Genomic DNA, 25,990 nt, shown 5'->3' on the forward strand with positions numbered 1-25,990 from the left:
TGAGGTGATATTTTGAAAAAGACAATTAAAGTGGTTGCTGCCATAATAGAAAACGAAAATAAGGAAATATTATGTGCACTTAGATCTCCAGAAATGACTCTTCCCAACCAATGGGAGTTTCCTGGTGGAAAAGTTGAAGAAGGAGAATCTTTATTTGAAGCTATAGAAAGAGAAATCCAAGAAGAGTTAAGCTGTACAGTAAAAGCTGTTGATGAGTTTGACGAGAATACTCATGAATATGAAAAAGTTATAGTAAATCTTATAGGGATTAAGTGTAAATTAGTGGAAGGCACTCCTGTTGCTAGAGAACATTCTAAGCTGGTTTATCTAAAAAAAGAAAATCTAAATTCCTTAGTGTGGGCTCCTGCTGATGTGCCTATTGTGGAAAATCTTATAAAAAAATAGAGGACAAAATGCCCTCTATTTTTTCTATCTAAATCTTTTCAACAAACTCTCTATAAATTTTTGTAGGAACTTCATTTTGAAGTTTTAATTTTACTGTAATAGGCTTTTCTCCTTCATACTCTACTGTGTCACCTTTTCCAATATAAATATAAGGTTGAGCCTTTTTATCTATTTCTTTGTATTTTCTCACAAATAAATGTAAATTTACATTTCTATCTTTGTTGAAAATTATGTTCTTTCCTCTGTCTGAATCTTGCTTAGTTGCGTTTGGACTTTGCCATTGGAAGTAGTTTTCACTTAAAAACTTGTCCTTATAGTTGATTCTCTCTTCTATTCCTTCTTCTTTGTGAAGATCTATAAACAAGAAATATTCCTTACCATTTGATAAAAGTCCACTTCCTCTAAATGAAGAGTGTATCTTTCTGTAATTAGACAATAAAGCTAAATCCACCATTTTATACTGCTCATATAACTTTAAGAATGGCACACCATAGTACTCTTCTTGGAATTCTTTTTCATATCTGAAAATACCGTAATTAATAGCATCTTCCATATATTTTTTGTATTCTTTCTTGTTTATTATAGCTTCAAATCTGTCAGTTCTATATAAAGTATCTTCTTTATACTCTATTAACTTCATTTTTTGCCTAATCATTACAGAATCCCAGTACTGATGATTTAAACATTCAAAAGCATGTTTTACACTATCCTCATCCATATTATTTATATATTTTAAAATCTCATTTTTAGCTATTTCCAGAGAAATACTGTTGTGATTTAACAAATATTTTAATATGACAAATTCATTTATTCTTTTTAAAGGTAAACTTGTGTTAAGTTCTTTTAAGATTTTTTCGAAATCCTCATTTAATAATAATTCTTTTAATTCATCATCCTTCTCTGTTTTTGCCACAAATCCTAAATAAGTTCCTTCTTTATCAATAAACTTGACAGGATCTGGCGCACCGTCATATTTTACATAATCAAGTAACATATATGGAATTTTTCCACCACATAAAATCTTAAACTGATTATATTCTTCTCTTAAATATTTCAAATCTCTAAAGTTTTCTTTATCAATTTGCTCCAAAATTCTATCTTTTGATATTTGATCTATTTGAATATGAGTACATCCTGGCACATCAGCAAAATCAGTAGCCACAGCCACCTTTAAACTATCCTTGTCATAATATCTAGCTCCATTTAACGCTATGGCTATTAAAAAAGTTTTGTTGTGATTTCCTATAAAGTCAAGCACTGTTAAAAACTCTTTGCTGCCACTTTTTCTAAGACCTCTACCCAGTTGTTGAATAAAAATAATAGGTGAATTAGTAGGTCTTAACATTAAAACAGTATTTACAGAAGGTATATCAACTCCTTCATTGAAAATATCCACTGTAAAAATAACTTGTAAATCATCTTTATCACTTTCTAATCTTTTTATATATTCATCTCTTTTAGCAACAGTATCCTCACCACTTAGAGCCACACTGTTAATTCCTCTTTTATTAAATTCTTCAGCCATATATTTAGCATGTTCTATATTTACACAGAAACCTAACAGCTTTCTAAAGTTTCCATCATGGCCGTAGAAATTCATTTTTTCTATAATAAAATCAACTCTTCTATTTATCATTAGACGCTGTGCCAACTGTGATTTATCATCTAAATTAACATCTTCCAAATCCACTCCTTCTATATCCGTAACGCCGAAATAATGGAATGGTATAACCAAGTCTTCATCCAAAGCCTCATGTAGCCTAACTTCTAGAGCCACATTGTTGTCAAATAACTCAAATACGCTAAGGCTGTCACATCTTTCCGGTGTGGCAGTCATTCCTAAAGTAAATTTTGGTTCAAAATGACCTAACACATTTAAATAAGAATCACTGGCACCATGATGAGCCTCATCAATTATAATATAATCAAAATAATTTTTATCAAATTCCTCATAATACCTGTTCATAGTTTGAATAGTAGCAAATAAATAATTAGCTTCTCTATCCTTTGCATTACCTGTAAACAGACCAGTTTTTATATTTCTATTCTTAAATAATTTCTCAAAAGTGTCTTTAGCTTTCTTTAAAATTTCTTCTCTATGAACTATAAATAGCATAGTCTTAGGCTTATATTGCATTACATCAAAGGCTGACATATAAGTTTTTCCCGTTCCAGTAGCTGCAATAACCAAAGCCTTATTTTCTCCATGAGCTCTAAGTCTTTCTAAGTTTTCCATGGCTCTTTTTTGCATTTTATTAGGACTTATAGGTTTTAAATTTTCAAAAACCATTTGTCTTCTTACTTCTGTCCTTTTGATTTCATTTAAAAACAACATATATCTTTGTAGAACTTCATCATTTAACTCAGAACTCATATCCCATAGATTGTTGTACTCTTTCAGTACATGTTCAATAAATGGAGCTCCTTCTTTGGAAAGAACTTTTACATTCCACTCCACATTGCTTTTTAATGCGCTTTGAGTTAGATTTGATGATCCTATTATTATTTTGTAGTCATTTTCGTTTTCAAAAATATATACCTTTGTATGAAAACCTACTTTATTGTCTGCTATGAATATTTTCATATCTATATTTTCGAATTCTTGCATTCTTTCCAATGCTTTTGGTTCTGTAAAGTTCAAATAAGTTGTAGTTATTATTTTTCCTTTTACCTTTTTTTCTTCTACTTCTTTTAATGTATCTAATAAAAGTTGTAAACCACTGTAGTTTATAAATGCTACAGAGAAATAAAATGATTTACATTCTTTTAAGCTTTTCTTCAGTTCGTTTAGCAAGTTGTTGTGTTTTGAATTTATTATTAGCTCATTTGTTTGTTGCATTAATTTCCCCCTGATTTTTGTAAGTATATGCTTGAATTATATCATAAAAAAATAATCCATAGACCTTAGTCCTATGGATTTTCATTAGTAATTATTTCATTTATTTCTTATATAGTAAATACTCAGATAACAGTTTATAAGCTAGATTTTATTTTTTAAAAAACGCTTTACAATTATATGGAAATGTTTTACTATTTAATTATAAATGATAACTATATTATGAAAATATAAAAAAGTCAGAAGGCTTATACCTTCTGACTTTTTGTTTTTTAACCCTTAGAAAAAGTAACTTTGTTTTATCATAAGAATTATAATTTACATAATATTCTACTTTCCCCGAGTATGAATTATGTTATTAAAAGATGGCGTTGCCATCTTTTTTTCTTTACACTTTTAGATATTCGCTCTATTAATATTGCCGTATTATTTAATCTAATATATGATTCTAAAGTACATCATTGCAGTTGATTCTCTAATTATTAGGTTTTCTTATCATACAATATTGTGTTAACTTTTCATATTGTTGCTTCTTTACTACTTCAAAACCAAAATGTTTATATATATGAACATTGGTAAGATTTTGTGTTTCCAGTGTGACCACTATATTTTCTTTGTCTGCCTCTTCAAAAACACTTTTTATTATTTCCTTAGCTAATCCTTTATTTCTGTATTTTTCATCCACAACTATTAGGTCTATGTGTATAAATTCACCTTTTACAAATTCGTCTATCCATGCTGATGAATTGTTGTATATGGCTTTTCCAAATCTTATAAATTCTTTTATTGATATATGCTTCATCATTGATATAAGCTTTGTTGAATATTTTATTAAGTTATATAGTTGGGTTGATTTTTTTATATTGTGCTTATTGTAAAATATGTATCCTATGGCCTGGGCATCTTTTGATGGTGATACTATGGTTCCTGTTGGGTACATATTTGTGTAGCAATAAAAAAATTTTCCCAGTGCTTTTAATCTTGTTTTGTTGTTTTGCAGTATGTAAGTGTATAGTGTGTCATCATAAAATTCTTTTGCTAGTATTTTTGAGATTCCTCTTCTGGATATGCTCAAATCCTTTTCTGTATATAAAATAGTTCCAACTCCTTATTGTGTTTTTGTTATTTTTGATTTCAATTGTATGGTAAAATACATTTTTTCTTGTTATTTGTATTGTAAAATATGATTTCAGAGTGATATTTTTTTGATACACTCTTGTATGTTGCACTTTGAAGCCTCTTATCAACCACTATATCACATGTGAACTTATTTGAAAATTATTATGATGTTATTTAAAACTGTAATTCTCTTCTATATAAATACAGTGGTTGATATGTATATCTTCTTTTGTTATAAAATCACCACAATGATTTGCCAACACGAATTTTTCTAGTGTGCAAAACCATTGGTCTCCTTCGTCACTGTGTCTTATGGAGTATTTATTGTACCCTTCTGATATTGTATATTTGTCAACTCTTAGACTAGTAAATGGTCCTTCTATTCCACATATGGTAATGGGTTCAAATTCTATGTCTTTAAAATTTACTGGTTGCATATTAAATTCTCCTTAAATGCTAATATATAAATTATATACCTCATTTCTTTCTGTGTCTTTATATACTAAATCTTATAATTTTTTAATTTTACAAGCATCCCTATAAATCATAGTATTATCAAATTTTAAAGATACTCTATTTCATTCTAAATTTATAAAATCACTTAATATCGCATAAAATTCAATCTACTCTATCATTCTATCTTTAATACTCCAAATACATTATTCTTAAATATGTTCTTCATAGATAATATTATCATAATAATTCCACATAAATAAAGTCATCTAATCATGATATAAGTCAAAAAATGTGCTATAATGATAAGTGATCCATTTTTATAAAAAAGGATTATTTTCTAAAAAAACAGAAAGGATTTGAATATATGGCTGCTAATTTTTTAGATGAAAATTCAATAGAAAGTATATACGACGAAATGCAAGCCGTATATCTTAATGATAATAGACCTTGGATTATAGGTTATAGTGGTGGAAAAGATAGTACAGTTTGCACAGAGTTAACATTTAGGATGTTAATGAGACTTCCTAAAGAAAAAAGAATTAAACCAGTTTATATCGTATCGTCAGATACATTAATAGAAAATCCAGTTATCCTAAACTTTTTAAATTATAATATAAAAAAAATAAATGAAAGTGCTAAGGAATTAGATTTACCAGTTGAGGCTACAGTTGTTCAACCTGAATCAACTAATACTTACTGGTCTAATATAATCGGTAAAGGATACCCAACGCCAAAATCTATACAATATAGATGGTGTACAGAAAGACTTAAAATTAAGCCTTCTAATGACTTTATAAAAAAACAATTAGAAAAAGAAGACGTTGTTGTAATACTTGGTGTACGTAAAGATGAAAGTATTGCAAGAAAAGCGAGAATAGAAAAAAGAGAAATCGATGGTTATCTTTTAACACCTCATAAAACATTAAGAAGTAAAAACAAATTAGCATATGTTTATACACCTATAGTTGATTTTACTACTGCTGATGTTTGGGACGTTTTAGTTAACTCTAACGAAAATACAGTTCCTACTCCTGATGATATATTTGACCATCCAGCTACTTGTTGGGGAACAGATACTATGGAGTTATTTAACTTATACCTTAAAGGTACTGGTGATTCTGGAGAATGTCCATTTATAGCTGATGAGTCAACTGCAAAAAGTAGTTGTGGTAATAGTAGATTTGGATGTTGGATTTGTACTGTAGTTAAAGAAGACAAATCTTTAAACGGATTTATAGAATCTGGACATGATGAACTAAAACCACTTGTTGAGTTCAGAAAATGGATATTAGAAAACAGAGATATTCCTGAAAATAGAAAAATGCATAAAAGAAATGGTGCTGTTATAAAAAGAGATGGAAGGATAATGATGGGACCTTTTACTTTTGAAGCAAGACAAAAGATTTTAATAAAATTATTAGAAACTCAAATTGAAATGCAAAAGTTTTATCCTGAACTTGAGTTAATAACATTAGATGAACTTAAAGCAATAAATGATATATGGGATGATGAAGAAGACTTAACATCTGCTACTCTTTTAAAAATTTACAAAGAAGTAATAGGAAAAGAACTTCCATGGTCAGAATATAAAAAGCCTATGTTTGATCCTTCTACTCTTGATATAGTAAATCAAAAATGCAGTGAGTATAAAGTAGATACTGACTTATTTAGTAAATTATTAATTGACTCTAATAAATTTAAACATTTTAGCAACAATACTAAATTAAAGAACTCAGTTAATAAAATATTAAATCAACAATGGCTACATCAAGATATAGTAGAAAAGATCGAAGCAGAAAGTAGCAAGGAGCTAAATTATGAAGATTAATAAACTTGTATTAAAAAACTTTAGATCTTATGAAGAAGAAACTGTATTTGATTTTACTACTACTAATGATAAAAATATTATTCTTGTTGGTGGTAAAAACGGCGCAGGTAAATCAACAATATTTGAAGCTATTAAGGTGTGTATTTATGGACCTATTGCATATAAATATCAAGGATTTAATTCTTCATATATTTCTAAAATTAAATCAAATATAAATAATAATTCATTAAAAAATGATAGTGTTGATGCATTTGTATCTATAGATATTGAATTAACTGAGAATACAGAAAAAAATACTTATACATTATCAAGAGAATGGACTTATGAAGATAAAAAATTGAATGAGAAATTCTATGTTTATAAAAACCACTCTACTTCTCCTTTAGATGAAGAAGAGTTAAATTACTTTGAAAATTATATTACGTCAATAATATCACCTAAGATATTTGAATTTTTCTTCTTTGATGGTGAACATTTATCTGAGTTTTTCATAGGTAAAAACTCTAATGTTCATTTAAAAGAATCTCTGTTATCTCTATGTAATTTTGATACTTTTGAAGTATTAAAGAATACAATCATCTCAAATAACAGAAGTAGCAAAAACTCTAGTGACGAAATTGAAATAGCAAAAGAAAATTATCTAAACTTAGAAGATAAACTTCGTCAATTATGTACTGAGGAAGAAATACTAAGTAACGATCTTCAAAATCTTTCAAATGAATTAGAAGATTTACAACAAGACCAAGTTAAATTAAACAATGATTTCAGAAAAAAAGGTGGACTTTTAGCTGAAGAAAGAGACTCTTTTAATGCTCGAATTGTTCAACTTGAATCAAGAAGAAGTTTTATTAATCAGAATATAAAAGATTTCTGTAATGAAATGCTTCCTTTTTTAATTGTTAAAAATAACCTACTAAATCTTGAAAAACAATTAAAAACAGAAAATGAAAGTTTACTATATAATCATTTAAAAGATAAACTTAATATGAAATATATAAAAAATATTCTTTTAGGAAAAATTGATGATTCTGTATTAGATTCAGTTGCTGTAACTGTTTCTGATTCTTTAGTAGAAGATATTAAGCCTGATGGATATGGTGACCATTTAGAAACTATATATAATTTATCCAGTGAGGAAAATAGCACTTTATCTAGTCTGATAAAAACAATTTTATCTACAGATAACAAAAGTACTCTAGATTTATTTGATGAACTTAGGAATATTGCTAATGAGTTAGCAGAAATAAGGCAAAAACTAAATGCTAGCTTAGAGGACAACTCCTTAAATGTATATTTAGATTCTCTATCAGATTTAACTACTCAAATAGCTAAATTAAGTGAAAACAAAAATATACTAAATAGTAAATTTGAACTTTTAACTAATAAAATTGATGCTATGAATACTGAAAGAGATAAGTCTAAAGCTAAGTATACTGAACTTCTTCAAGCTAATAAAATTATTGATATGTCTGATAATCTTATTCTTATGTTAGATGATATTGTATCAACTTTAACAGATAATAAGATTAAAGAAATTCAAAATAATTTTATGACTATATTCAAAAAAATTATACAAAAAGATAATTTCATTGACTTTATTAATGTAGATAGTAAATTTAATGTTTCGTTATATATAAATAAAATGTACTCTTCTTTAGAAATAGAAAATTTAATTAGTAACATAGGCTATGATGAAATGGAGAAAAAATTAGGTAAGCTATTCTTCCAAGATTTATTTGAAATATATAATGTTGAAAATAAAACTGATCTATCATCTGCTATAAAAAATAATACTCAATCTTCATTCCTAGATTTGAGAACAAAAATTGATATTAACGGATTCTCTAGTGGAGAAAAACAAATCTATATACTTTGTCTATATTGGGCTTTAATTAAGTCATCCGATATAGAAATACCATTTATTATAGATACTCCTTATGCTAGGATAGATGAAACTCATAGAAATAATATTACTAGTGAATATTTATCTAGTATTAGTAATCAAGTTATTATACTATCTACAAATACAGAAATTGATGAGAAGTCGTATAGAGAAATCAAACCAAAATTAAACGGTGAATATCTAATCGAATATGATGATAAAAATAGAAAAACAATACAAAGTAAAGGATACTTTTTTGAGGTGTAATTATGGGATTTAGACTTAAAACTTCATTAGAAACAAAAGAGATATTTGAAGAGTTAGGTAGTCGAATGAACTTAAAACCATTTGCTTTATCTAAGCTAGCTATTTCAATGTCTCTAACTAATAATGAACCAATTGAAAATTATAAGAGTCTTGATAATAATGGCCTTGAACTTAATAGACAAACTATTACAGCTCAATATGATTTATTATTTAAAACTCTGATAGAACAACATGCCGGCAAGCATCTTACTGACGATGAGTACTTCCCTACTCATGCTAAACTTCATATTGATCGTGGTGCTGTTATGTTGAAGAATCGATATAATTATTCTAGTAACATGGAACATTTTATTAATCAGATAATACAAAATGATATTAGTATATAAAAAAGCCTCTACTTAAATATTTTAAGTAGAGGCTTTTAATTATTTTCTTTTTAATACATCTTCGTAAAATACTTTTGCTAATTTTTTAGCTCTTTCTTCTATTTTATTTTTATTGAATTCTTTAACAGATTTGTATTCTTCTATAAATTTATTTATAAACTTATAATCAGATTCATCATATGCATCTATTTTTTTGCTAAATTCATCATCACCTATTTTTGAATTTATATAATTTTCAAGTAGAATTAAATTCCCTATGTTAAAGGTATTTTCATCTTCTTTATTCTCAGGTAATATATGTTCTACAGATCCATTTCTCTTTTGTACATCCTCATCTGAGTAATATTTTTCAATATTATATAAAACATACTTTGAAAGCATATTATTTTTTTTAACTTTGTTTGTTTTCCTTTTAACACTCTTTTCCCTAAACTCTAATTTTATGAAAGCCTCTTCAAATTCTGAATAAGATGGGTATATACTATCCAATTCTTGTTTTAGATTATCTATCGCTTTATTTACTTCATCTTTCGTCTTTGAATTAAATAAACACTTCGAAAAATTAGTAAATTTATTTGTAAGCGCAGAACCTCTTTTTCCACATAATCCTATATATACAAAATGAAATTGATGTAAATAAGTTAATATCTCTTTAAATTTCTTTCCACTTAATATGCCTTTTTCGTTTTCTACAAACATAGATTTTTTATGAACTTCAATATATTTATATGTAAATCTACAGCTAAATAATGATAGTAATGCTATCCTTACTTGAGAAACGTCTAATGTATTATTAAAGTACTCTAAGTGTTCTACTATATAATCATACTGTTGTTTATTACCATAATGTTGTCTAGCCGGAAACAATAGTTTCATATAAATTTTAGACATATACTCCATATCTTCTATAAAGTCTTTGTATCCAGACTTATTAACTAGATTTATAAAATCAGAATAAATTTCATTTTCACTACTATTCTTATATTTTGATTTCCAATAATGATTAAAAAATACTGGAAATTCAACAGCACTATCTTCATGAAGTAAATTATCTTTTATATTACACCATACATTATACGCATGATCTGTAGGATTCACAGTATTCAACTCTTTAAAGATTGTATTTTTAATTATGTCTATAGAATCTAATTTCTTGCCTCTTCCGTTTAATATTTCGAATATTGTATTTGAATCTTTTCTGTCAGTTACAATAATACATATTATTTTACTTCCTATCAATTGATGCCTTATTCCTTTTAATAACTCAACATATTCTATATCTCTAAAACTTTCACTCTTATGTATCTTTTCTAATCTTTTTTTAAGATTTTCTTCAGATAATATAGATCTAAATTCATCATATGCCAATAATATTCTTTCTTGCTCCTCATCTACGGGATTTTTTTTACACTTACCTTTCATTTGGATTAGATATTCAAAAAAGTCACCTTTTGTATCTGTAGACAATATATTATATATATCTCCATCATCATCCTCTGCCATAACATATTCCCATACTTTATCTCCCAATTTTTTTTCTGGTATTTCATAAAATGTTTTAGCTAAAGCTGATAATAATATTGTCATTGTTGTTATTCTTTGTTGACCATCAATAACTTCAAGTTCTCCGCCTTGTTCTTCATTATTTCCTGCTAATAATGCTGTTCCAAAAAAATAATCACTTGTTTTAACTTTGCTATCAACAATTTTTAATCCTTTTAAAATATCATTTATAAACTCTGATACTTCTTTTTTTTCCCACGAATAATCTCTTTGATATCTAGGTATTTTTAATATTCTCTTGTTATTGGTCAATAATGAACCTACATTCCAATTTTCAAATAAAAAACTCAATAAATTTATCCTCCCAATTATACCTTTTTACTATATTATTCCATTATTATTCATTATTGTAAATATTTGTAACATAAATAATAGTAATTTTTAATTTACTATTTTATTAACTCCCAAAATGCCTTATCTTTCATAAATATAGCTCTATCACTATCCCCCATCTTAACTAAGCTATAATGTTTATTTAAACCTTTAATCTTATTACAAATATGCTCTTGTTCTGACTTTTCTTGTAAATTGAATATATATTTAGCATCCTTCAAGCTAATCTCTGCCACATTATGAACTATCCAAGTTAAAACATAGTCCGAGTATTTATTTTCACCTGTAGAGAAATGACTTAGTAACTGAGTTGAAAGTATTGTACCTACGCCAAACTCTCTACCTTCTTTAAGTATTTTCTTCAGTGTCTCAAAGTCTTTACTTAAGAAGTTATCAGCTTCATCAACTAAAATCATTTTATTTAATTGTCTCATATTACCATCTATTCTAGAATGTCCATGAGCTTGCATTTGTGAATAGAATAAATCTAGTGTAATTGCTACTACTAAGTTTTGTATATCTGGATCATATCCTGATAAATCAATAACTGTTACACCGTCTACTAAATCAAATAAACTTTTAGTTTCATTTCCATCTGGCTCAAAAATTTCAAAGTCTATTAAATTACTAAATGCTGCATATAAACTATCTTCTTTTAAATCCTCTCTATTAACATATAAATCATATACATCTTTCAATGTTGGTGCTGGTTTATCCCAAGTATCAGGTTTATTCTTTATTATACCTTTACTTTCATAAGCATCCATTATTAAATCTCTAAGTAAAGTTTCTTGCTTAATACCTAAACCAAATGCTTTTGCTAAAGTTACCTTTAAGCTATTTGCTGTATGAAGTGGTAACATAGGCTTAGAGTTTTTAGCTGTTATTACTGATAATGGATTGAATGGTAAATGATATAATTCATATACATTGGCACCTGTTGCTTCAATAAAATCTTCTTTTGATTTATTGTAATCGCCTTTATAGTCAAAGATTAATATTCCTAATTTATGTCCATCTACATTATTTTTTGATTCTCTATATAACTGAGTAACTAATGATTTTGTAAACTGAGTTTTTCCAGTTCCCATAGTACCTATTATACCTGTATTTGTATGAAGCACTTTATTAGTATCGTTTGGTTCCCAGTAAACTTTTTTATTATTTTTCTGATTAATACCAAATAAAATATCCATACTTCTTGATGAAGCATCTGGATTTGTATTTCCATATCCTTCACTTCCACCTTCTACTACATGCCCATCATCTATAACTTCTGTTGGAGGATCATTTGGCACAGCTAACTCTACTGCCCCACCTATTTCTCCTGTACCATGATCATATACTGTTTTAGGAATATTATCTAGGTCCTGACCATTCGTACCTTCAAATTTAACTTTGTCTAAATTCTCAGCTATTTCGCTTACACTCTTAGTTATAAAGTTTACACCATCATCTTCAGACATTTCTACAATCATAACTCCATCTTCTACTCCTATATGACTATATCCCATGCCCTTTTTAAAAGATATAACAGCCGCTTTTCCTAGTACTTCTTCTAGGGATGTAGTTATCTCATACTCTTCATTAAGTAACTTTCTTCTTAAATCTGTACTAGTTATTTCACTCCAGTTTTGATCATTACAAACATTATATAAGCATAATTTTTCTGCACTGGCTATAACTAGTTGCATTAAAAAGTTTCTATATACCTTTTGAGTGTTACTTATATCTCCATTTTCATCAGGTAATAGTGTTTTTTCAAAGATACTCTTAGTAGCTTTAGCTTGTTCCATACCTTTTTGTATATAAGAATTATCATTTATACCGATCTTCACTTCCACTGGATAATAGTGAACAAATACCCTATCGCTATTATTTTCTATACCAACAAATAAGATATCATCACTAGTGACTCCACCTTCAAAACCTAAGTTTTTAGCTGAGAAAAATCCTTCACTTTGCTTTAATCCTGCTCCACCAGATACCCTTAATATTTCTTCAAGAGATATAGGTACCCAAATGATATTCTCATTTTTAAATTGAGCAAGACCTAGCTTGATAGCTGACAATATACTAATTTTTTCTTTAGGAAAATGTGATTTACTTGATAAAAGTCTCAGTAACCAATCTCCATTGACAGCATTAAACATATTTATAACTGCTGGTGAATATTCATTAGCATTTTCTACACCATTCTTACTTAAAAATTCTTCAATAACCCTTTGATATGGACCGGACTTTCTAGTAACTGTTATTGCGTCATATCCACCAGCTGTTGTATATTGATCACTGTAGTGAATTATTAAGAGATCCTTTGCATCTGGATCATTTTTAAAGAAGTTTAAATCAACTTTAGGGTCTATAAAAGTTATCCAGTGACTTGCATCATAAATATTTTCTAATATACTTTTGCCATTATTCTGTATAGATATAGCTTTGCATTGGTTACTATTAAATGGTTCTCCTGAAGATGCTGCATTTAATGCATTTAGTCTTATTGCCATATTCATTAATTTGCTTTGTGTATTTGTAAACTTAGTTCCAAATCCGGTCCTATACGAATCTCCTAAAAACACTGAAGGTACCCCAGATATATTTCCATTTAATATAACTCCAGATGGTATATCATCCATATTTGATGTAATTTTCTTAGCGTTATCATTCATCTCAAAGAACGTTATATGTGCATATTCAACACCATCTTCAATATTCTTAGAATAAAAATGTACCTTTTCTCTGTATAAGTTTAGTACATCTTCTTCTGACATACTGTCTACACTTAGATCTAGGTTATATATTTCTTTTAATGACTCTATATTTTCATTAAATGCTACTTCTTCAAATGCATTTGTTATATTTCTATCTGAATATATAAATAAATCAATCGGCAATATTTCATTACTTTGACTGTTTTTTAATTGCTTCACATAGTACTTAAATATACCTTGCAATATTTCTTTACTATCACCTGTATTTATTAAATTAATTTTTATGGGAGCATTGTTGCCCATATCAAACATATATTTAAAATGCCCTACAAACTCTTCTATTTTCTCATTTACTAATTTTGAAACAAAATCCCTAGAACTTTTATATCTTGGTAAATTTTCATCTACGTAGTACTTCCATTCTGGAGAATGCATTTGTTCCATTGGTATAAATAGTCTCTCATCTTCATCAATTATATATGGGAGAAGATAAGTTGATGTAAATTTTTTAAGTACATCATCTGTCATTTCCTCTGTATCTATACAATCATTTAAATGAAGTTGATAAGCTATATTCAATGGATGAAGAGAAGTAAATATAAGTTCTCTATCTTCTATTTCTCTTTTTATAGTTCCTAATCTAAATAAGTTCTTTTCTGATTTTGTAAGATAAGATCCCTCTTCAATCTTGTTCAATGCATCAATATATTCTTTTAAAAAATTACTATATAAATTTTTCAAATCAGAATTTAAATAAGCTAAACTAGGAAGTTTTCTAGATAAATTATAATAATCTATTATCTTTCTATAAGCATTTTCTACACTGGAGTTAATTTCTAAATCTATACTTTGTATGCCTTCCTTGTCTTCAATAAAACATAAGCCTTCTAATTCTAAAAGTTGCTTTTCAATGGCTAAAGTTTTTCTAAATTCATCTCTTGCAAAATATTCTTTCGTTCCGTGTTGTAATTTGTTATCTCCGGCTATTCTAAAGTCACAACTTTTTTCTCTTTTTAACTTCCAGACCTTAAAGCCTTCAATTGATACGCTCTTTTCATTAGTACCAACCATACCTAGCGGTACTAACTCATTACCTATTCTTAGGTCAAATCTAACTAAATCATTATCATTTATATATTCAAACTTATCGCTTATTTTAACAGTTAATTTTTCGTCATTAGATATATTTATTACATCATTATTTGAATCTATTTCATAAATAGTGTTTCCTTGGTTGAACTCATTAAATACAATTTCTGAATCATTCGTATTAATTGAAATATACTTTTCTTTTTTCTTAATTACTAAGGAGTACTTAGATTTTATAGATTCAAAATATTTAGGACTGCATCTAAACATTGCAATCTTAAACTCAAATTTCAAGTTATCTGCTTTATATACAACTTTGTAAAAATTAGATTTTCCTTCTACATCCTTAATTGTAACTTTTAATTTATACCCTGATGCCTTTACAGAAACTTCTCCTTCTGGTTTTTGAATAAATTCGTTTTTTAAGTAATCATCAAATGAAAACTCTAAATCAATTTCTTCTTTTCCACTTTCATTAAATACAATTATATTTCTTACTCTTGATTTTGCCTTAGATGGTCCTTCTTCCTTATCCCATTCTTCTGAACCTGAAAGATATTCGAGAGGCTTTGTATTTTTCTTATTTTCAACAGATTTTTCAACTATTTTATACTCTACTTCCATCCAGTCTTTATTTTTTAATTTAGATATTCCATTATCATCAAAATACTTTTCTAATTGTGTCTCTGGATTACCATAGTTGTGTATTTCATCAACTCTAGTAAAATATAATGCATTGTCTTTTAATCTCTTTTTTAATTCTTTTCCTGTTAATTCATTTAACTTCTCATCATAAAATAAACCAAAGTCTTTATACTGTTCCCTTGGAATATATCCTTTATTTAAAATATCAAGTACATCTTCATACTCAAATACTGAATTATTGTCTCCAAATAAGGCATTCTTTTTTCTCTCTAAGTCAGATTCAATTACTGACTTATCTACCTCACTAAATGAATCTCCTGTTAATTTTTTCTTTATATCTTTTTGAATAGAATCTATATGAAAAGGCATACCACCTTTTGCAAAGGATTCTGTTCCTCCTATAATACTGTCTAGTGTTGTATTATGAATAAATAATATTGCCTTATTTTCATATCCATCTTCTAGGCCAACCATATTTCTTAACCTAGTAAGAAAATCTGGTTGAACATTATCCATTGTAGAAGATATTATTAATCCTATTCCATTAAAATCTAATTGATAAGATTTATATTTTACCTCTCCATTTAAATCCTTATATTCATATTCTCTATATAAAATATTATCTTTTAGCTTCTCATACAAATTCCTAACTTGATCTTCTGTCTCAAACTGAATATTATACTTTGAACCAGGAGTTAAAGGATTTTGTTGAAAAAATTCTATTATCCTTTCAGATAAATAACTATAAAACTGATTTGACATATTGAGCATCCCCACTATCCGATTTTTTTTCTAGTAAATTTAATTTTTCGTACAATTGAACTATTTTCATCTTTGAATCCCTATCAAAGAATAGACCTCTTAGTTCAAATTCCTCAAATAATTTATTTAACTTTAATTTTTCATTATCATTTATACATATTTTAGTCATTAAAATTATATCGTCTTCCGTGATATTTAAGTTATATCCTAATTGACCTCTTCTTTTAGCAAAATTCTTTTGAACAAATCTCATAAACCAGTTCCTATAAGCTTCATTAGCTCTATACCTTGTATTAGAGTTTTCAAACTGATATCTTATCGTATCAAATAATTCATATACCGAATTAAAACCTTCTACATCATACTCTCTATCTTTAATTTTAAATTCATTCCACTTTACGTCATCAATTTGATTTTTATATAATTCAATAACAGAACTTATCTGTTTAGCTATTTCTAATCCATCTTCTTCATTAAAAATCTTAGCCAAATCCATATAATTTAATTGTTCATCAGTATCATTATGATTTAACATTTCTAATGTAACTGCATGAGAAAATAAAGAATTCAAATCATTTTTTATCTTCTCCCAACCAAATTGGTAAGCTGTTCTAGTTTTAGACGTACGTTCCCAGTCTAATGTATAATATAGAGGATCTGGCTTACTTAAGTCTGCCTTTTCAAATGCATCAAGTTTCATAACAAGCTGTGATACATAAAAAACATAGTAGTATTCTAATAGTCGTTTTAATGAATCTTTATATAATTCTTCCTTGGATATTAAAAATTTAAAATCCTTTATAAATTGATCTCGTACAAAAGGTAAGTAACATTTATATTCTCCTATAGGTATGTTCTTATCCTTTAGTTCTGGTAATGCTTTTAATACTATATTGTAAAGTATATTGTCAACATCTCTATCATAATGTAGACTTACATCTTCTTTTAAATCATCACAAAATAATACCGAGTATAAAAATAATGCTATCTTTTGGTCTGCTGAGGTTGATGACAAGTAATTAATAGTTTTTATATCAAAATCAATTAAATTTCCATTATCAATAAACATAGTTCTAACTATGCTTTTAAACGATTCTCTACTCATATCTCCTTCATATTCACCAATTTGATCAGCAACCTCTTCAATGAAAAGTTCTACTTCAAATTTGCCTTTTAATTCCTTGTTAGATATAATTCTTGAAAATGCACCTACTACTCCTGCAAACTCATTAACTAGAGTCTTTTCATTTGCTACATATGGTAGTAATTTATATCTGTTACCTTGCTTATGAGTTAAACCTTTTTTATCTTCTGAAATCTTAAAGGTTTCTTTGATTCCATTTAAATCTATATTAAAATTATTTATTTCTCCCATAGCTAAATCTCCATAAATCTATATATTTCAAATTCATCATCATATTCTAATTTGAACTTTTTATTGTTATCTCTATTTTTTTCTGTAAATATTAATTCTTTGTTTTGAGATCCTGATGATTCAATCTTATTCATAAATTCAATGAATTTTATAAATTGGTTTTTATCTTTTTTGTTAGGTCTATAACCATTACCAACTCTTATCAGCAACTCATATAACGGAAAATCTATATCTATTCCATAACTTACATTCGCCTTATCACTTTTATATTTTATTTCAATTGTTGTTAAGAATTTTTCTAATTTACTTTCATTATTAGATGGCAGATTACCCGTATCAGCCTTTAATTCTAAATATTCACTTGTCTTATATTTAATCTGGCTCTTTCCTATAAATATGTTGATAAAGTTTTTATCAGCTTCTCCGTTCCATTTTAATACTCCATCTTTTACTTCTGAATATAGATCCTTTAACCTAGGTTTATCTCCTTTATTCCAGTGATATAAATATTCAATAAAGTTATTATATACTTCATCTCTAAGATCGAATAATTCTCCTTTTCCACATAAGTAATAACTTCTAATAAATAGTTTTAACACTTCTTTTTTTGTATTTCTATTTATTTTCTCTTCCATTTTATCTTTATTTAAATTATCTAAATATCCCTTTGGATAATCTATATACTCTTTAAAAAACTCCATTATATTTGTTGAGTTATTGAATTTAATAATAAAGTCATCTACTTCTCTATTTCTAACGTTAAGAGGATCTAGTGTACTTAATGATTTAAATATAAATGATAACTCATTCTGTTCAAAAATCATATTTGGTGTTAATGAGTTTATATATTCTAAATCTTTAAGCCTACCTATTTTATCCTTAAACATTGGGTCATGTACATCTATATGTGTTCTATTTATTAATAAATCATATATAAAGTTTAATAATGCCCTTGTAGATATGATTATTTTATTTTTTATAATACATTGAACTAATAAATCTACTATTGCCTCTTGAGTTTTATGTTCAGCCATTAACTCATAATTAGCTTTTATGGGACATTTCTGATTATTTTCACATCTAATACAGTTTTTTTGATATGATTTATAGAAATCATTCATTTCTGATTTATCTGTAATTTTTTTTATTAATGATTTAATATATTCTGACTCTATCCTTTCATCTTTTAACGTATACAAGCTGTAATCACTAAAGTTAATAAATTGTATATTTCTATCTGCATCAAATTTATTATCCACAATACTTTTCTCTAATATCTTATTTTCATTTACAAATGCTTTTAGCTTTGTGAATCTTTCCCCATATTTTGAGTCAATAAAGTTATTTAACGTTCCTAAATTTATTGCTAATATTAATTTTTCATTACTAATTTCTATTTTTTTATCCGTAAAGTTTTCTAGTAAATCGTTTAGAGTATCCATTGATGTTTTATCTGGTTCTAAACTTTCTGTAGCATCATTATGCAATGTAAATTTAGCTATTATTTCTGGATATTTATTTTTAAAATATGAAATAATGTGAGACTTACCATCTCCAACACTACCACATACTAAAATTAACTGTGAATTATCCTGTTTATGCGCTTCTAAAATTATATCTTCTAATTCTCTTTGAACATTTCTATCAACATGCATATACATTTTAAAATCTGTAAATACATTTAATCCTTCAACTGCTTCTTTTGAAGACTCTTTTAACTTACTTAGTTCCTGAATCAAACATATACTTTCTGATACTTTTTCTAAATTATTACTTTCTCTTTCTTTATCATCGTTATTTTTTTCTTCTTGATTCGGTGCATCTGCATCATTTTCACAATCAACTTTTTCTGTCATGTGTTCAACTTTAATACCTTTGTTATTAATATTTAATATATTTTCTAATTTACCTATTTTTTCAATAAACTTAGACATTATAGTATTATTTTCTTTTTCATTTAAATTTACATTATGTGATGGTTTTGGACTTTTATAAATAGGTGTTTTAAAAGTATAATCTACATATGTTTCTATAAACCAACCTGTTATTTTGTAAACATTTCTATGCACTTGCAAAGCTAATAGTAATTCGTCTTCAACATCTTCATGCGCTGCTTTATTACCAATTTTTCTAATTTCATAAAAATAATCATTAATTTCTTTATCAAGTATTTCATTATATCTTAAGTTTGTTAATCTATCTGCCAAACTTAAATTATCTAGTTTTGGCATATTCTCTAATTTTGCTATGTCTTTACTTATTTGTTCAGCAAATATCCTAGCTTTTACAATCACACTGTGTGGTGACGTAAATATGGAATCATTTATCTCATTACAAAGATTATACAATTCACTATAATTTTTATTTAATAACTCGTACATGTTACTATTCACTCTCTTTTGTTCCCCCCATAAATTAATCTGTTCTCTATCTAAAATGTTAAGTAAACATAAATTATTTATATGTTTATTCTATATAGACTAATTTTCATCCTATAATAATATTATAAATTGTAATTATTTGTTTGAGATCCATTTACACGAAATAAAATATATTTTAGAAAATAGAAAATTTCCATATACTTCTAAGTACTCTAATAATTTATACACAAAGCTTAATACACTCCTATAAATATTTATATTTCGCATTTAAAGGCTTACACAAATTCGTGTACCCCTTATTTTCAATAAATAATATATCATAAGTTTCATATATTATTTGTCATTTAATGTCGATATTTTAAAGGAAATATACTCCTCTACTCACATAAAAAAATGGCCGTAACAAAAATGTAACGGCCTTAAAAAAAATATATGATTTTATATATATCAATACATCTCCCCAAAGTTCTAGCTTTCAAGGAAATCTTTTAATTTTTTAAACTCAAATACGTATTTTTCTTTTACTAATTTCACAATATTAAGAGCTGTAGTTTCATCATACATGTGAGATGTTCTGTTTCTATGTAACATCATTTCTATCCATATATCTCCATCACTTATTAATTTATGTTTAAATGCACATCTTATAGTACTTCTTGGTCTAAAACCCCTTATAATTGCCATAGCTCCTTCAAATCATTGATTATCTGCATAGCTCTCACACTTTCATCACTATTATGGTTTTTATCAGGATGAAAATTTCTAGCCAAAGTCTTATACATTTTTTTCAATATTTTCTTATCATCTTCACCGTAATCGGAATTATTCATTGAGCTGTCTTTGTAGTTACTACCACATTTTTCTTGGTAGCTACTTTTCTTAGAATTGTCTTTGTAGTTACTATAATTTTTTCTTTGGTAACTACCTGTAAAGTAATCTTGTTTTGCATAGATCTGCTTTATTTTCTTTAGGTTTTCTGCATTTCTCAAATTTAGAAATACGTCGTAGCAATAATCAAAATTTCCTGCTCCGTATTTATCTTCAAACTCTGTCTTAGCTTTTCTGTATTTTCGCAAAATTTCCTCCACCTCCATAGAACACTTATACTCCTCAGTATCTTTGTATTCCTGGTTTATTTTTTCTTGCAGAGGGTTTAATTTGCAACATACCAAGCTATAAATTTCCTCACCTGTCATGTTTAATTCTTGGGATAAATTATTTATTTTATCCACCACAAAATCGTAGTACCCATAATCTACGAAATCGTAATACCCAATGGTGCAAATGCTATATTGTCTCTTTTTCACCTTGTTGTTTTCCCTGTAGCTGCTGTGCAATGTGACTTTGTATGCTGTTTTCACTGATCGTTGAAATTTTTCCTGGGAATGAGTGTAGGAGTAAAATTCCTGGTTATTGATTTTACAAGCATTCACTACTAATCCCTTGCTCTTCCCTTTGCTGGAAGCTTTTCTCTCAAGTTCTTGAACAACACAATACAATTCATCACATCCTTTGGGTTTATTTTAATTTCTTTGGGGCAACATATTCGGTGCTCCTCAAGTTGGAAAAATAACTATTTAGCCTTTTCCATGTATCAACGGCATTTTGGAATAATTATCCAAAATTCAAATTTTATTTTTAAGTTAATTATAATCAACTTTTTCAAAAAGTCTATTAATTTTTCATAATTTTTTAAAATTAATCACATACTCGCCTGGAGAATCTTTTTTAGCTAAAATCTGTGTCTGTATCTAATTCTATATCTTACTCTTACTCTTACTCTATATCTATATCTATATCTAGCGTTACATTTTTGCTTCATATTTATTACATAGGGTTACATGGTGTTTCAAAAATGTTACATAGCGTTTCATCATGTTACAAAAACATAAATAGAATTTTTTCCATGAGTTAGCTCATTTATATTTTTTAAGCATAAATAAAAAATTTACATTATTAATATAGTATTTTAAATTTTTATGATTTATTAATATTTTTTTCTCCATTATTTTTCCACATTTTTTTTATCACTTTTCAACTAAAAAAGGCCATCATAAAAATGTGACGACCTTAAAAATATCCTAAACTTTATTCTACTTCCATACTCTTTTTGCACCTATTAATTCCTGAACATAACCATATAAAGAAACAGGTGACATTACTATTTGGTAGAAAAGTATAAATATAAAGAATCCTAGAGTATTTTTTCTTACTTTAAGATTTAAGTTTTTAAATACAACGTGAGCTTGGTAATAATATAAAATATAAAAACTAACCAATGTTAAAGGAAATACCAATAACATCATCGGTCCTACTATATAATATTTTTGGTAGAACACTGCTAATATTACCCCTGGTATCCAGAAGAATGTATAGCTAAGATCCATATATGGTATAAACAAATCTATGCCTGTCAAAAACTTATAATATATAGAAGGTTGTTGCCATGGTTTTACTTCTCTCAACCCTTCTATCATACCCCTTGCCCAACGAGAACGTTGCTTGGCAAAGTGAGATAGTTTTGTCGGAACGTCTGTAAATGCCACTGCATGAGGTTCAAAATAAACCCTATAACCTTGTTTTAATATTTTCCAAGTTAAAACAATATCTTCTCCTATTGCATCAGACCAACCATCTACATTTTGTACTACAGATGTTTTGTATAATGAAAATGCACCTTGGGCAACTAGTGTCCCTTGGTACAATCCTTGCATTCTCTTAATAGATGCAATACTTAAAAAATAGTCCCATTCTTGTATTTTTGCTAGCAAATTTTCTCTACTATTTCTTACTAACATGGAACCTGCAACGGCGCAAACATCATTTGGTGCTGAATTAGCTCTAGAAATCAAGTAGTTTACTGCCTTATTATGAATAAGAGTATCTGCATCAAGTGTAATTACATACTTAGTTTTTACATATTTTAATCCATGATTTAGAGCGTTGAACTTTCCTGGAGTATTTTCATGCAACAATAAAACATCCATGTTCATCTCTTTCTTTGCTCTTTCCACTTCAGCACATGTGTTATCATTGGAATTATTGTTTATTACTATGGTATGAATTTTACCCTTGTATTCTTGATTTTTTATATATTTCAATGTGTTAAAAATTCCAGTCTCTTCATTGTAGGCAGCTACCAAAATAGTTACTTCATCTTCAGGATAAGTTACCTTAAACTTAGGCTGTTTATCTAAGAGTAAGCTTGATACTAAAAATGCATTCATAAATCCTGGTATATAGGCTATTCCTGCTATAATAAATACTGCTAAAAAAACTGAGGAAGTTACCTCAGATAAGTCCAAAATCCATTGTCTAGATACATAGTAGGAAAAAATTACCCATAATATACTTATGACTAAACTTATAATAAATTTATATTTAATAGGTATATATAATCTTGTTTTAGTTGACTCTTCGTCTTTTTTTTCATCTTCTTTAACTATTTCCGAGAGCTTAATATTATTTTCCATGTTATATTAATTTCCCCCTTATGTCTAAATTAACTATACAATAATAACATATAATTTTTAGTATTTATAATGTATCTTTTACCAGTAAAAAAGACACTTCTGAGCCTTTATATTGATTTTAGATATTGTCGTAACCATCTACTACCACATCTATTTTACCTGTTTCAGGAGAAATTACTAATCCATGTATAATAATGTCGTCTGGCACTAAAGGATGATTTTTAATAAGACTTACACTATCTTCTATAGACTGTTCCACTGATTCAAATCCATGCAACCATCCCTTCACATTTATTCCTGCATTTGAAAGTGTGTCTATAGTTTCACTAGGTATACCTCTATCTAATACTTTATTTAATAAATCATCTGTGTCTAAATTACACATACCACATCCATGGTGGCCTACTACCAATACCTCTTCCACATCAAATTCGTATATAGCTACTACTATACTTCTCATAATACTTCCAAATGGATGCATTATTGCTGCTCCAGCATTTTTCACTATTTTTGCATCTCCATTTCTAAGATTCATGGACTTTGGTAACAAATCTGTCAATCTAGTGTCCATACATGATAGTATTACAACCTTTTTATCAGGTCTACTTGAAGTTTCATATTGTTTATATTCTTTGTTTTCCACAAATTTTTCATTGTATTTCAATATTTCATCTAACTTTCCACGACTTGTTATCATAATATTATCCTCCTATGGAATACATCTTGCCTATGCTTTTTATTGTTAACTCTGGAGCTCTTTTTAAAGGACAAGATTTACATTCATAATTATATAATTTTCGTAATATTATAGCTTATATTCTGCTGTTTTTCTACAATTAAACAAATAATATAATTTCCTTGTAATATAAAAAGGCATTACAAATTGTAATACCCTTACATCATACATATTAATCTTCAAAAACAGTATTTTCTGTTTTCCATTGTAACATTTTTATATAAAGCCAGAATCCATATATTCCTAAAGTAATAATAGTAAGTATTAACCATTTTATATAATGTAAAAATAAACTTCCTCCACTACCTATGAATTTAAGTCTTCTTCCTTCAATCACTGTGTGTTTAGCTTCCCATCTGTACTTTATGCACATAGCCCAAGGTGTAGCTATTCCAAGTGTAAAGAATGTTACAGCCCATGCTAATATATTAACTCCTATAAGGCCTAGAAGTCCGCCTTCAAATCTTGATCTCATGTTCTCTCTCCTATAATTAATTTTTCAGTTTTAACTAATATATTTTATCATAAGAAGAAATTAAGTAAATAATTATTTTTAATAAAAAAGAGAATCAAAAGATTCTCTTTTTCAAAGTTATATTTGCTCATATGATCCATAAACTAAGATTTCCTTATTCTCTATCATAAGCTTTCCACCCGCAACAACAGTATCTATATCTAAGTTTTCATCTAATAATAATAAGTCTGCATCAGATCCTTCTTCAACACATCCTTTTCTAGGATAAACTTCAAGCCCCTTTGCCACATTAGAAGTGACATAAGTTAGGGCATCTTCTATATTGAATTTTAACTCGTTAACCATAGATTTAAACTCTTTGTGTAAGCTAGAAACACTAGAAACTCCCATCTTTACAAGATTTCCTGCTTCATCATATCTTGACCAACTTCCATATCCATCAGAACTTATTGTTATGTTTTCCCTTGGTACATTTTTATCCAATGCCATTTTTATGCATTTTCCTGGAGTAAAGTGGTCTTTTATTCCACAAGTTAAATCAATTTTTCCTCCTGCTTTTGCATAATCAAAAGCTTCTTCTAACAATTCTTCTCTTCTGTTTACATGAGTAGGTCTTATGGTTTTCATTGGAATTTCCGTTTCTTCTAAAATTTCTCTCACTTGTTGAAGACCTTTTTTTCCATCTCCCATATGAAGTACTACTATGCCTGCTTTTCCACTTAACATCCCTGCAACTCTAGCATCAGAAGCTACTCTTTGTAACTCCAAGTTACTTACATTTGGTGCTCTATGGTCTGATAGAGCTAATTTTACTCCTATTATTTCATCTATAAAACATATATCTTTTTTTACAGAACCTGTAATTGTTACAGAGGGGTATTCATAAGAACCTGTGTGAGCAAAAACTGTTATTCCTTCTTCCTTTAATGCCTTTGCTTTTGATACTAAGTTTTCAACACTTCTAGTAGTTCCATCTGTTCCCAAAAGCCCTACTACTGTTGTTATTCCACCACTAGTTAGTTTGCTTAAAGTTATTTCTGGTGCTCTAGTTTTAAAACTACCTTCACCACCTCCACCAGTTATATGAACATGTTGATCTATAAAACCTGGTGTAAGTTTTTTTCCACTACCATCTATTATTTTTATTTTTTCATTTTCAAAATTTATATTATCTTCTATTAAAGAGATTTTTCCACCACTTACAAAAACGTCTTTTTTTCCCTTATACTCTGGTGAATATAATTCCACATTTTTTATTAATATCATAA

The 25,990-nt window shown here is 27.6% G+C and carries 17 protein-coding genes; 4 read left to right on the plus strand and 13 right to left on the minus strand.

The annotated features are described in order from the left end of the window. Positions 1–12 precede the first annotated feature (12 nt). Positions 13–405: a (deoxy)nucleoside triphosphate pyrophosphohydrolase gene (locus TEGL_RS16810; protein ID WP_018591633.1), complete on the plus strand. Its 393-nt coding sequence runs from the start codon at positions 13–15 to the stop codon at positions 403–405. 28 nt (positions 406–433) lie between these two features. On the opposite strand, the gene TEGL_RS16815 is transcribed toward TEGL_RS16810, so the two are convergent. The 3 genes from TEGL_RS16815 to TEGL_RS16825 form a co-directional block, all read right to left on the minus strand. Next, a complete protein-coding gene (locus tag TEGL_RS16815) occupies positions 434–3,244 on the minus strand; it encodes a DEAD/DEAH box helicase (protein ID WP_018591634.1) in 2,811 nt (936 codons plus the stop codon). 472 nt (positions 3,245–3,716) lie between these two features. Further along, on the minus strand, positions 3,717–4,316 hold the full coding sequence (locus TEGL_RS16820) for a GNAT family N-acetyltransferase (protein WP_018591635.1): 600 nt from the start codon (positions 4,314–4,316) through the stop codon (positions 3,717–3,719). A gap of 214 nt (positions 4,317–4,530) precedes the next feature. Next, entirely contained in the window at positions 4,531–4,797 is a 267-nt protein-coding gene (locus tag TEGL_RS16825) for an LPD28 domain-containing protein (RefSeq protein ID WP_018591636.1), read from the minus strand. A gap of 383 nt (positions 4,798–5,180) precedes the next feature. On the opposite strand from TEGL_RS16825, the gene dndC reads away from it, so the two are divergent. From dndC to TEGL_RS16840, 3 genes are read left to right on the plus strand one after another with little or no spacing between them, the layout of a single operon-like run. Further along, on the plus strand, positions 5,181–6,644 hold the full coding sequence (gene dndC, locus TEGL_RS16830) for a DNA phosphorothioation system sulfurtransferase DndC (protein WP_018591637.1): 1,464 nt from the start codon (positions 5,181–5,183) through the stop codon (positions 6,642–6,644). Continuing rightward, positions 6,634–8,793, plus strand: coding sequence for a DNA sulfur modification protein DndD (gene dndD / locus TEGL_RS16835; protein WP_018591638.1), 2,160 nt, complete (start codon positions 6,634–6,636; stop codon positions 8,791–8,793). The genes dndC and dndD overlap by 11 nt, the downstream gene beginning before the upstream one ends. Positions 8,794–8,795: 2 nt before the next feature. Then, positions 8,796–9,179, plus strand: coding sequence for a DndE family protein (locus TEGL_RS16840; RefSeq protein ID WP_018591639.1), 384 nt, complete (start codon positions 8,796–8,798; stop codon positions 9,177–9,179). A gap of 39 nt (positions 9,180–9,218) precedes the next feature. On the opposite strand, the gene TEGL_RS16845 is transcribed toward TEGL_RS16840, so the two are convergent. The 10 genes from TEGL_RS16845 to iadA form a co-directional block, all read right to left on the minus strand. Then, complete coding sequence (locus tag TEGL_RS16845; RefSeq protein ID WP_018591640.1) at positions 9,219–11,033, minus strand: DUF262 domain-containing protein; 1,815 nt, start codon at positions 11,031–11,033, stop codon at positions 9,219–9,221. 98 nt (positions 11,034–11,131) lie between these two features. Further along, positions 11,132–16,282 carry a DNA phosphorothioation-dependent restriction protein DptH gene (gene dptH, locus TEGL_RS16850; RefSeq protein WP_018591641.1) on the minus strand — a complete coding sequence of 1,717 codons (5,151 nt, stop codon included), beginning with the start codon at positions 16,280–16,282 and terminating at the stop codon, positions 11,132–11,134. Continuing rightward, positions 16,263–17,657 carry a DNA phosphorothioation-dependent restriction protein DptG gene (gene dptG, locus TEGL_RS16855; protein WP_018591642.1) on the minus strand — a complete coding sequence of 465 codons (1,395 nt, stop codon included), beginning with the start codon at positions 17,655–17,657 and terminating at the stop codon, positions 16,263–16,265. Before dptG ends, dptH begins: the two co-directional genes overlap by 20 nt. A gap of 2 nt (positions 17,658–17,659) precedes the next feature. Beyond that, positions 17,660–20,050 (minus strand): DNA phosphorothioation-dependent restriction protein DptF, encoded by a 2,391-nt coding sequence (dptF, locus tag TEGL_RS16860; protein WP_018591643.1) that lies wholly within the window; start codon positions 20,048–20,050, stop codon positions 17,660–17,662. A 456-nt stretch (positions 20,051–20,506) separates the two neighbouring features. Beyond that, on the minus strand, positions 20,507–20,722 hold the full coding sequence (locus TEGL_RS16865) for an HI0074 family nucleotidyltransferase substrate-binding subunit (protein ID WP_018591644.1): 216 nt from the start codon (positions 20,720–20,722) through the stop codon (positions 20,507–20,509). Next, positions 20,710–21,345, minus strand: a complete 636-nt coding sequence (locus tag TEGL_RS16870) for a J domain-containing protein (RefSeq protein ID WP_154650659.1) — start codon at positions 21,343–21,345, stop codon at positions 20,710–20,712. Before TEGL_RS16870 ends, TEGL_RS16865 begins: the two co-directional genes overlap by 13 nt. 786 nt (positions 21,346–22,131) lie before the next feature. Next, positions 22,132–23,511, minus strand: coding sequence for a glycosyltransferase (locus tag TEGL_RS16875; RefSeq protein WP_018591646.1), 1,380 nt, complete (start codon positions 23,509–23,511; stop codon positions 22,132–22,134). Positions 23,512–23,629: 118 nt separating this feature from the next. Further along, positions 23,630–24,208, minus strand: coding sequence for a beta-class carbonic anhydrase (locus TEGL_RS16880; RefSeq protein WP_018591647.1), 579 nt, complete (start codon positions 24,206–24,208; stop codon positions 23,630–23,632). 211 nt (positions 24,209–24,419) lie between these two features. After that, positions 24,420–24,722: a hypothetical protein gene (locus TEGL_RS16885; protein WP_018591648.1), complete on the minus strand. Its 303-nt coding sequence runs from the start codon at positions 24,720–24,722 to the stop codon at positions 24,420–24,422. 117 nt (positions 24,723–24,839) lie between these two features. Further along, the gene (gene iadA / locus TEGL_RS16890) at positions 24,840–25,988 is read right to left on the minus strand and encodes a beta-aspartyl-peptidase (protein WP_018591649.1); all 1,149 of its coding nucleotides are present in this window, start codon (positions 25,986–25,988) and stop codon (positions 24,840–24,842) included. Positions 25,989–25,990 lie beyond the last annotated feature (2 nt).

The organism is Terrisporobacter glycolicus ATCC 14880 = DSM 1288, assembly GCF_036812735.1.
In the GTDB taxonomy this organism is placed as follows: domain Bacteria; phylum Bacillota; class Clostridia; order Peptostreptococcales; family Peptostreptococcaceae; genus Terrisporobacter; species Terrisporobacter glycolicus.

Excerpts from the sequence above, each read along its gene's own strand:
- dndC (WP_018591637.1), top strand. The coding sequence starts at position 5,181 with ATGGCTGCTAATTTTTTAGATGAAAATTCAATAGAAAGTATATACGAC.
- dptG (WP_018591642.1), bottom strand. The coding sequence starts at position 17,657 with ATGGGAGAAATAAATAATTTTAATATAGATTTAAATGGAATCAAAGAA.
- TEGL_RS16865 (WP_018591644.1), bottom strand. The coding sequence starts at position 20,722 with ATGGCAATTATAAGGGGTTTTAGACCAAGAAGTACTATAAGATGTGCA.
- iadA (WP_018591649.1), bottom strand. The coding sequence starts at position 25,988 with ATGATATTAATAAAAAATGTGGAATTATATTCACCAGAGTATAAGGGA.
- TEGL_RS16815 (WP_018591634.1), bottom strand. The coding sequence starts at position 3,244 with ATGCAACAAACAAATGAGCTAATAATAAATTCAAAACACAACAACTTG.
- TEGL_RS16825 (WP_018591636.1), bottom strand. The coding sequence starts at position 4,797 with ATGCAACCAGTAAATTTTAAAGACATAGAATTTGAACCCATTACCATA.
- dptH (WP_018591641.1), bottom strand. The coding sequence starts at position 16,282 with ATGTCAAATCAGTTTTATAGTTATTTATCTGAAAGGATAATAGAATTT.
- dndD (WP_018591638.1), top strand. The coding sequence starts at position 6,634 with ATGAAGATTAATAAACTTGTATTAAAAAACTTTAGATCTTATGAAGAA.
- TEGL_RS16885 (WP_018591648.1), bottom strand. The coding sequence starts at position 24,722 with ATGAGATCAAGATTTGAAGGCGGACTTCTAGGCCTTATAGGAGTTAAT.
- TEGL_RS16875 (WP_018591646.1), bottom strand. The coding sequence starts at position 23,511 with ATGGAAAATAATATTAAGCTCTCGGAAATAGTTAAAGAAGATGAAAAA.
- TEGL_RS16880 (WP_018591647.1), bottom strand. The coding sequence starts at position 24,208 with ATGATAACAAGTCGTGGAAAGTTAGATGAAATATTGAAATACAATGAA.
- TEGL_RS16840 (WP_018591639.1), top strand. The coding sequence starts at position 8,796 with ATGGGATTTAGACTTAAAACTTCATTAGAAACAAAAGAGATATTTGAA.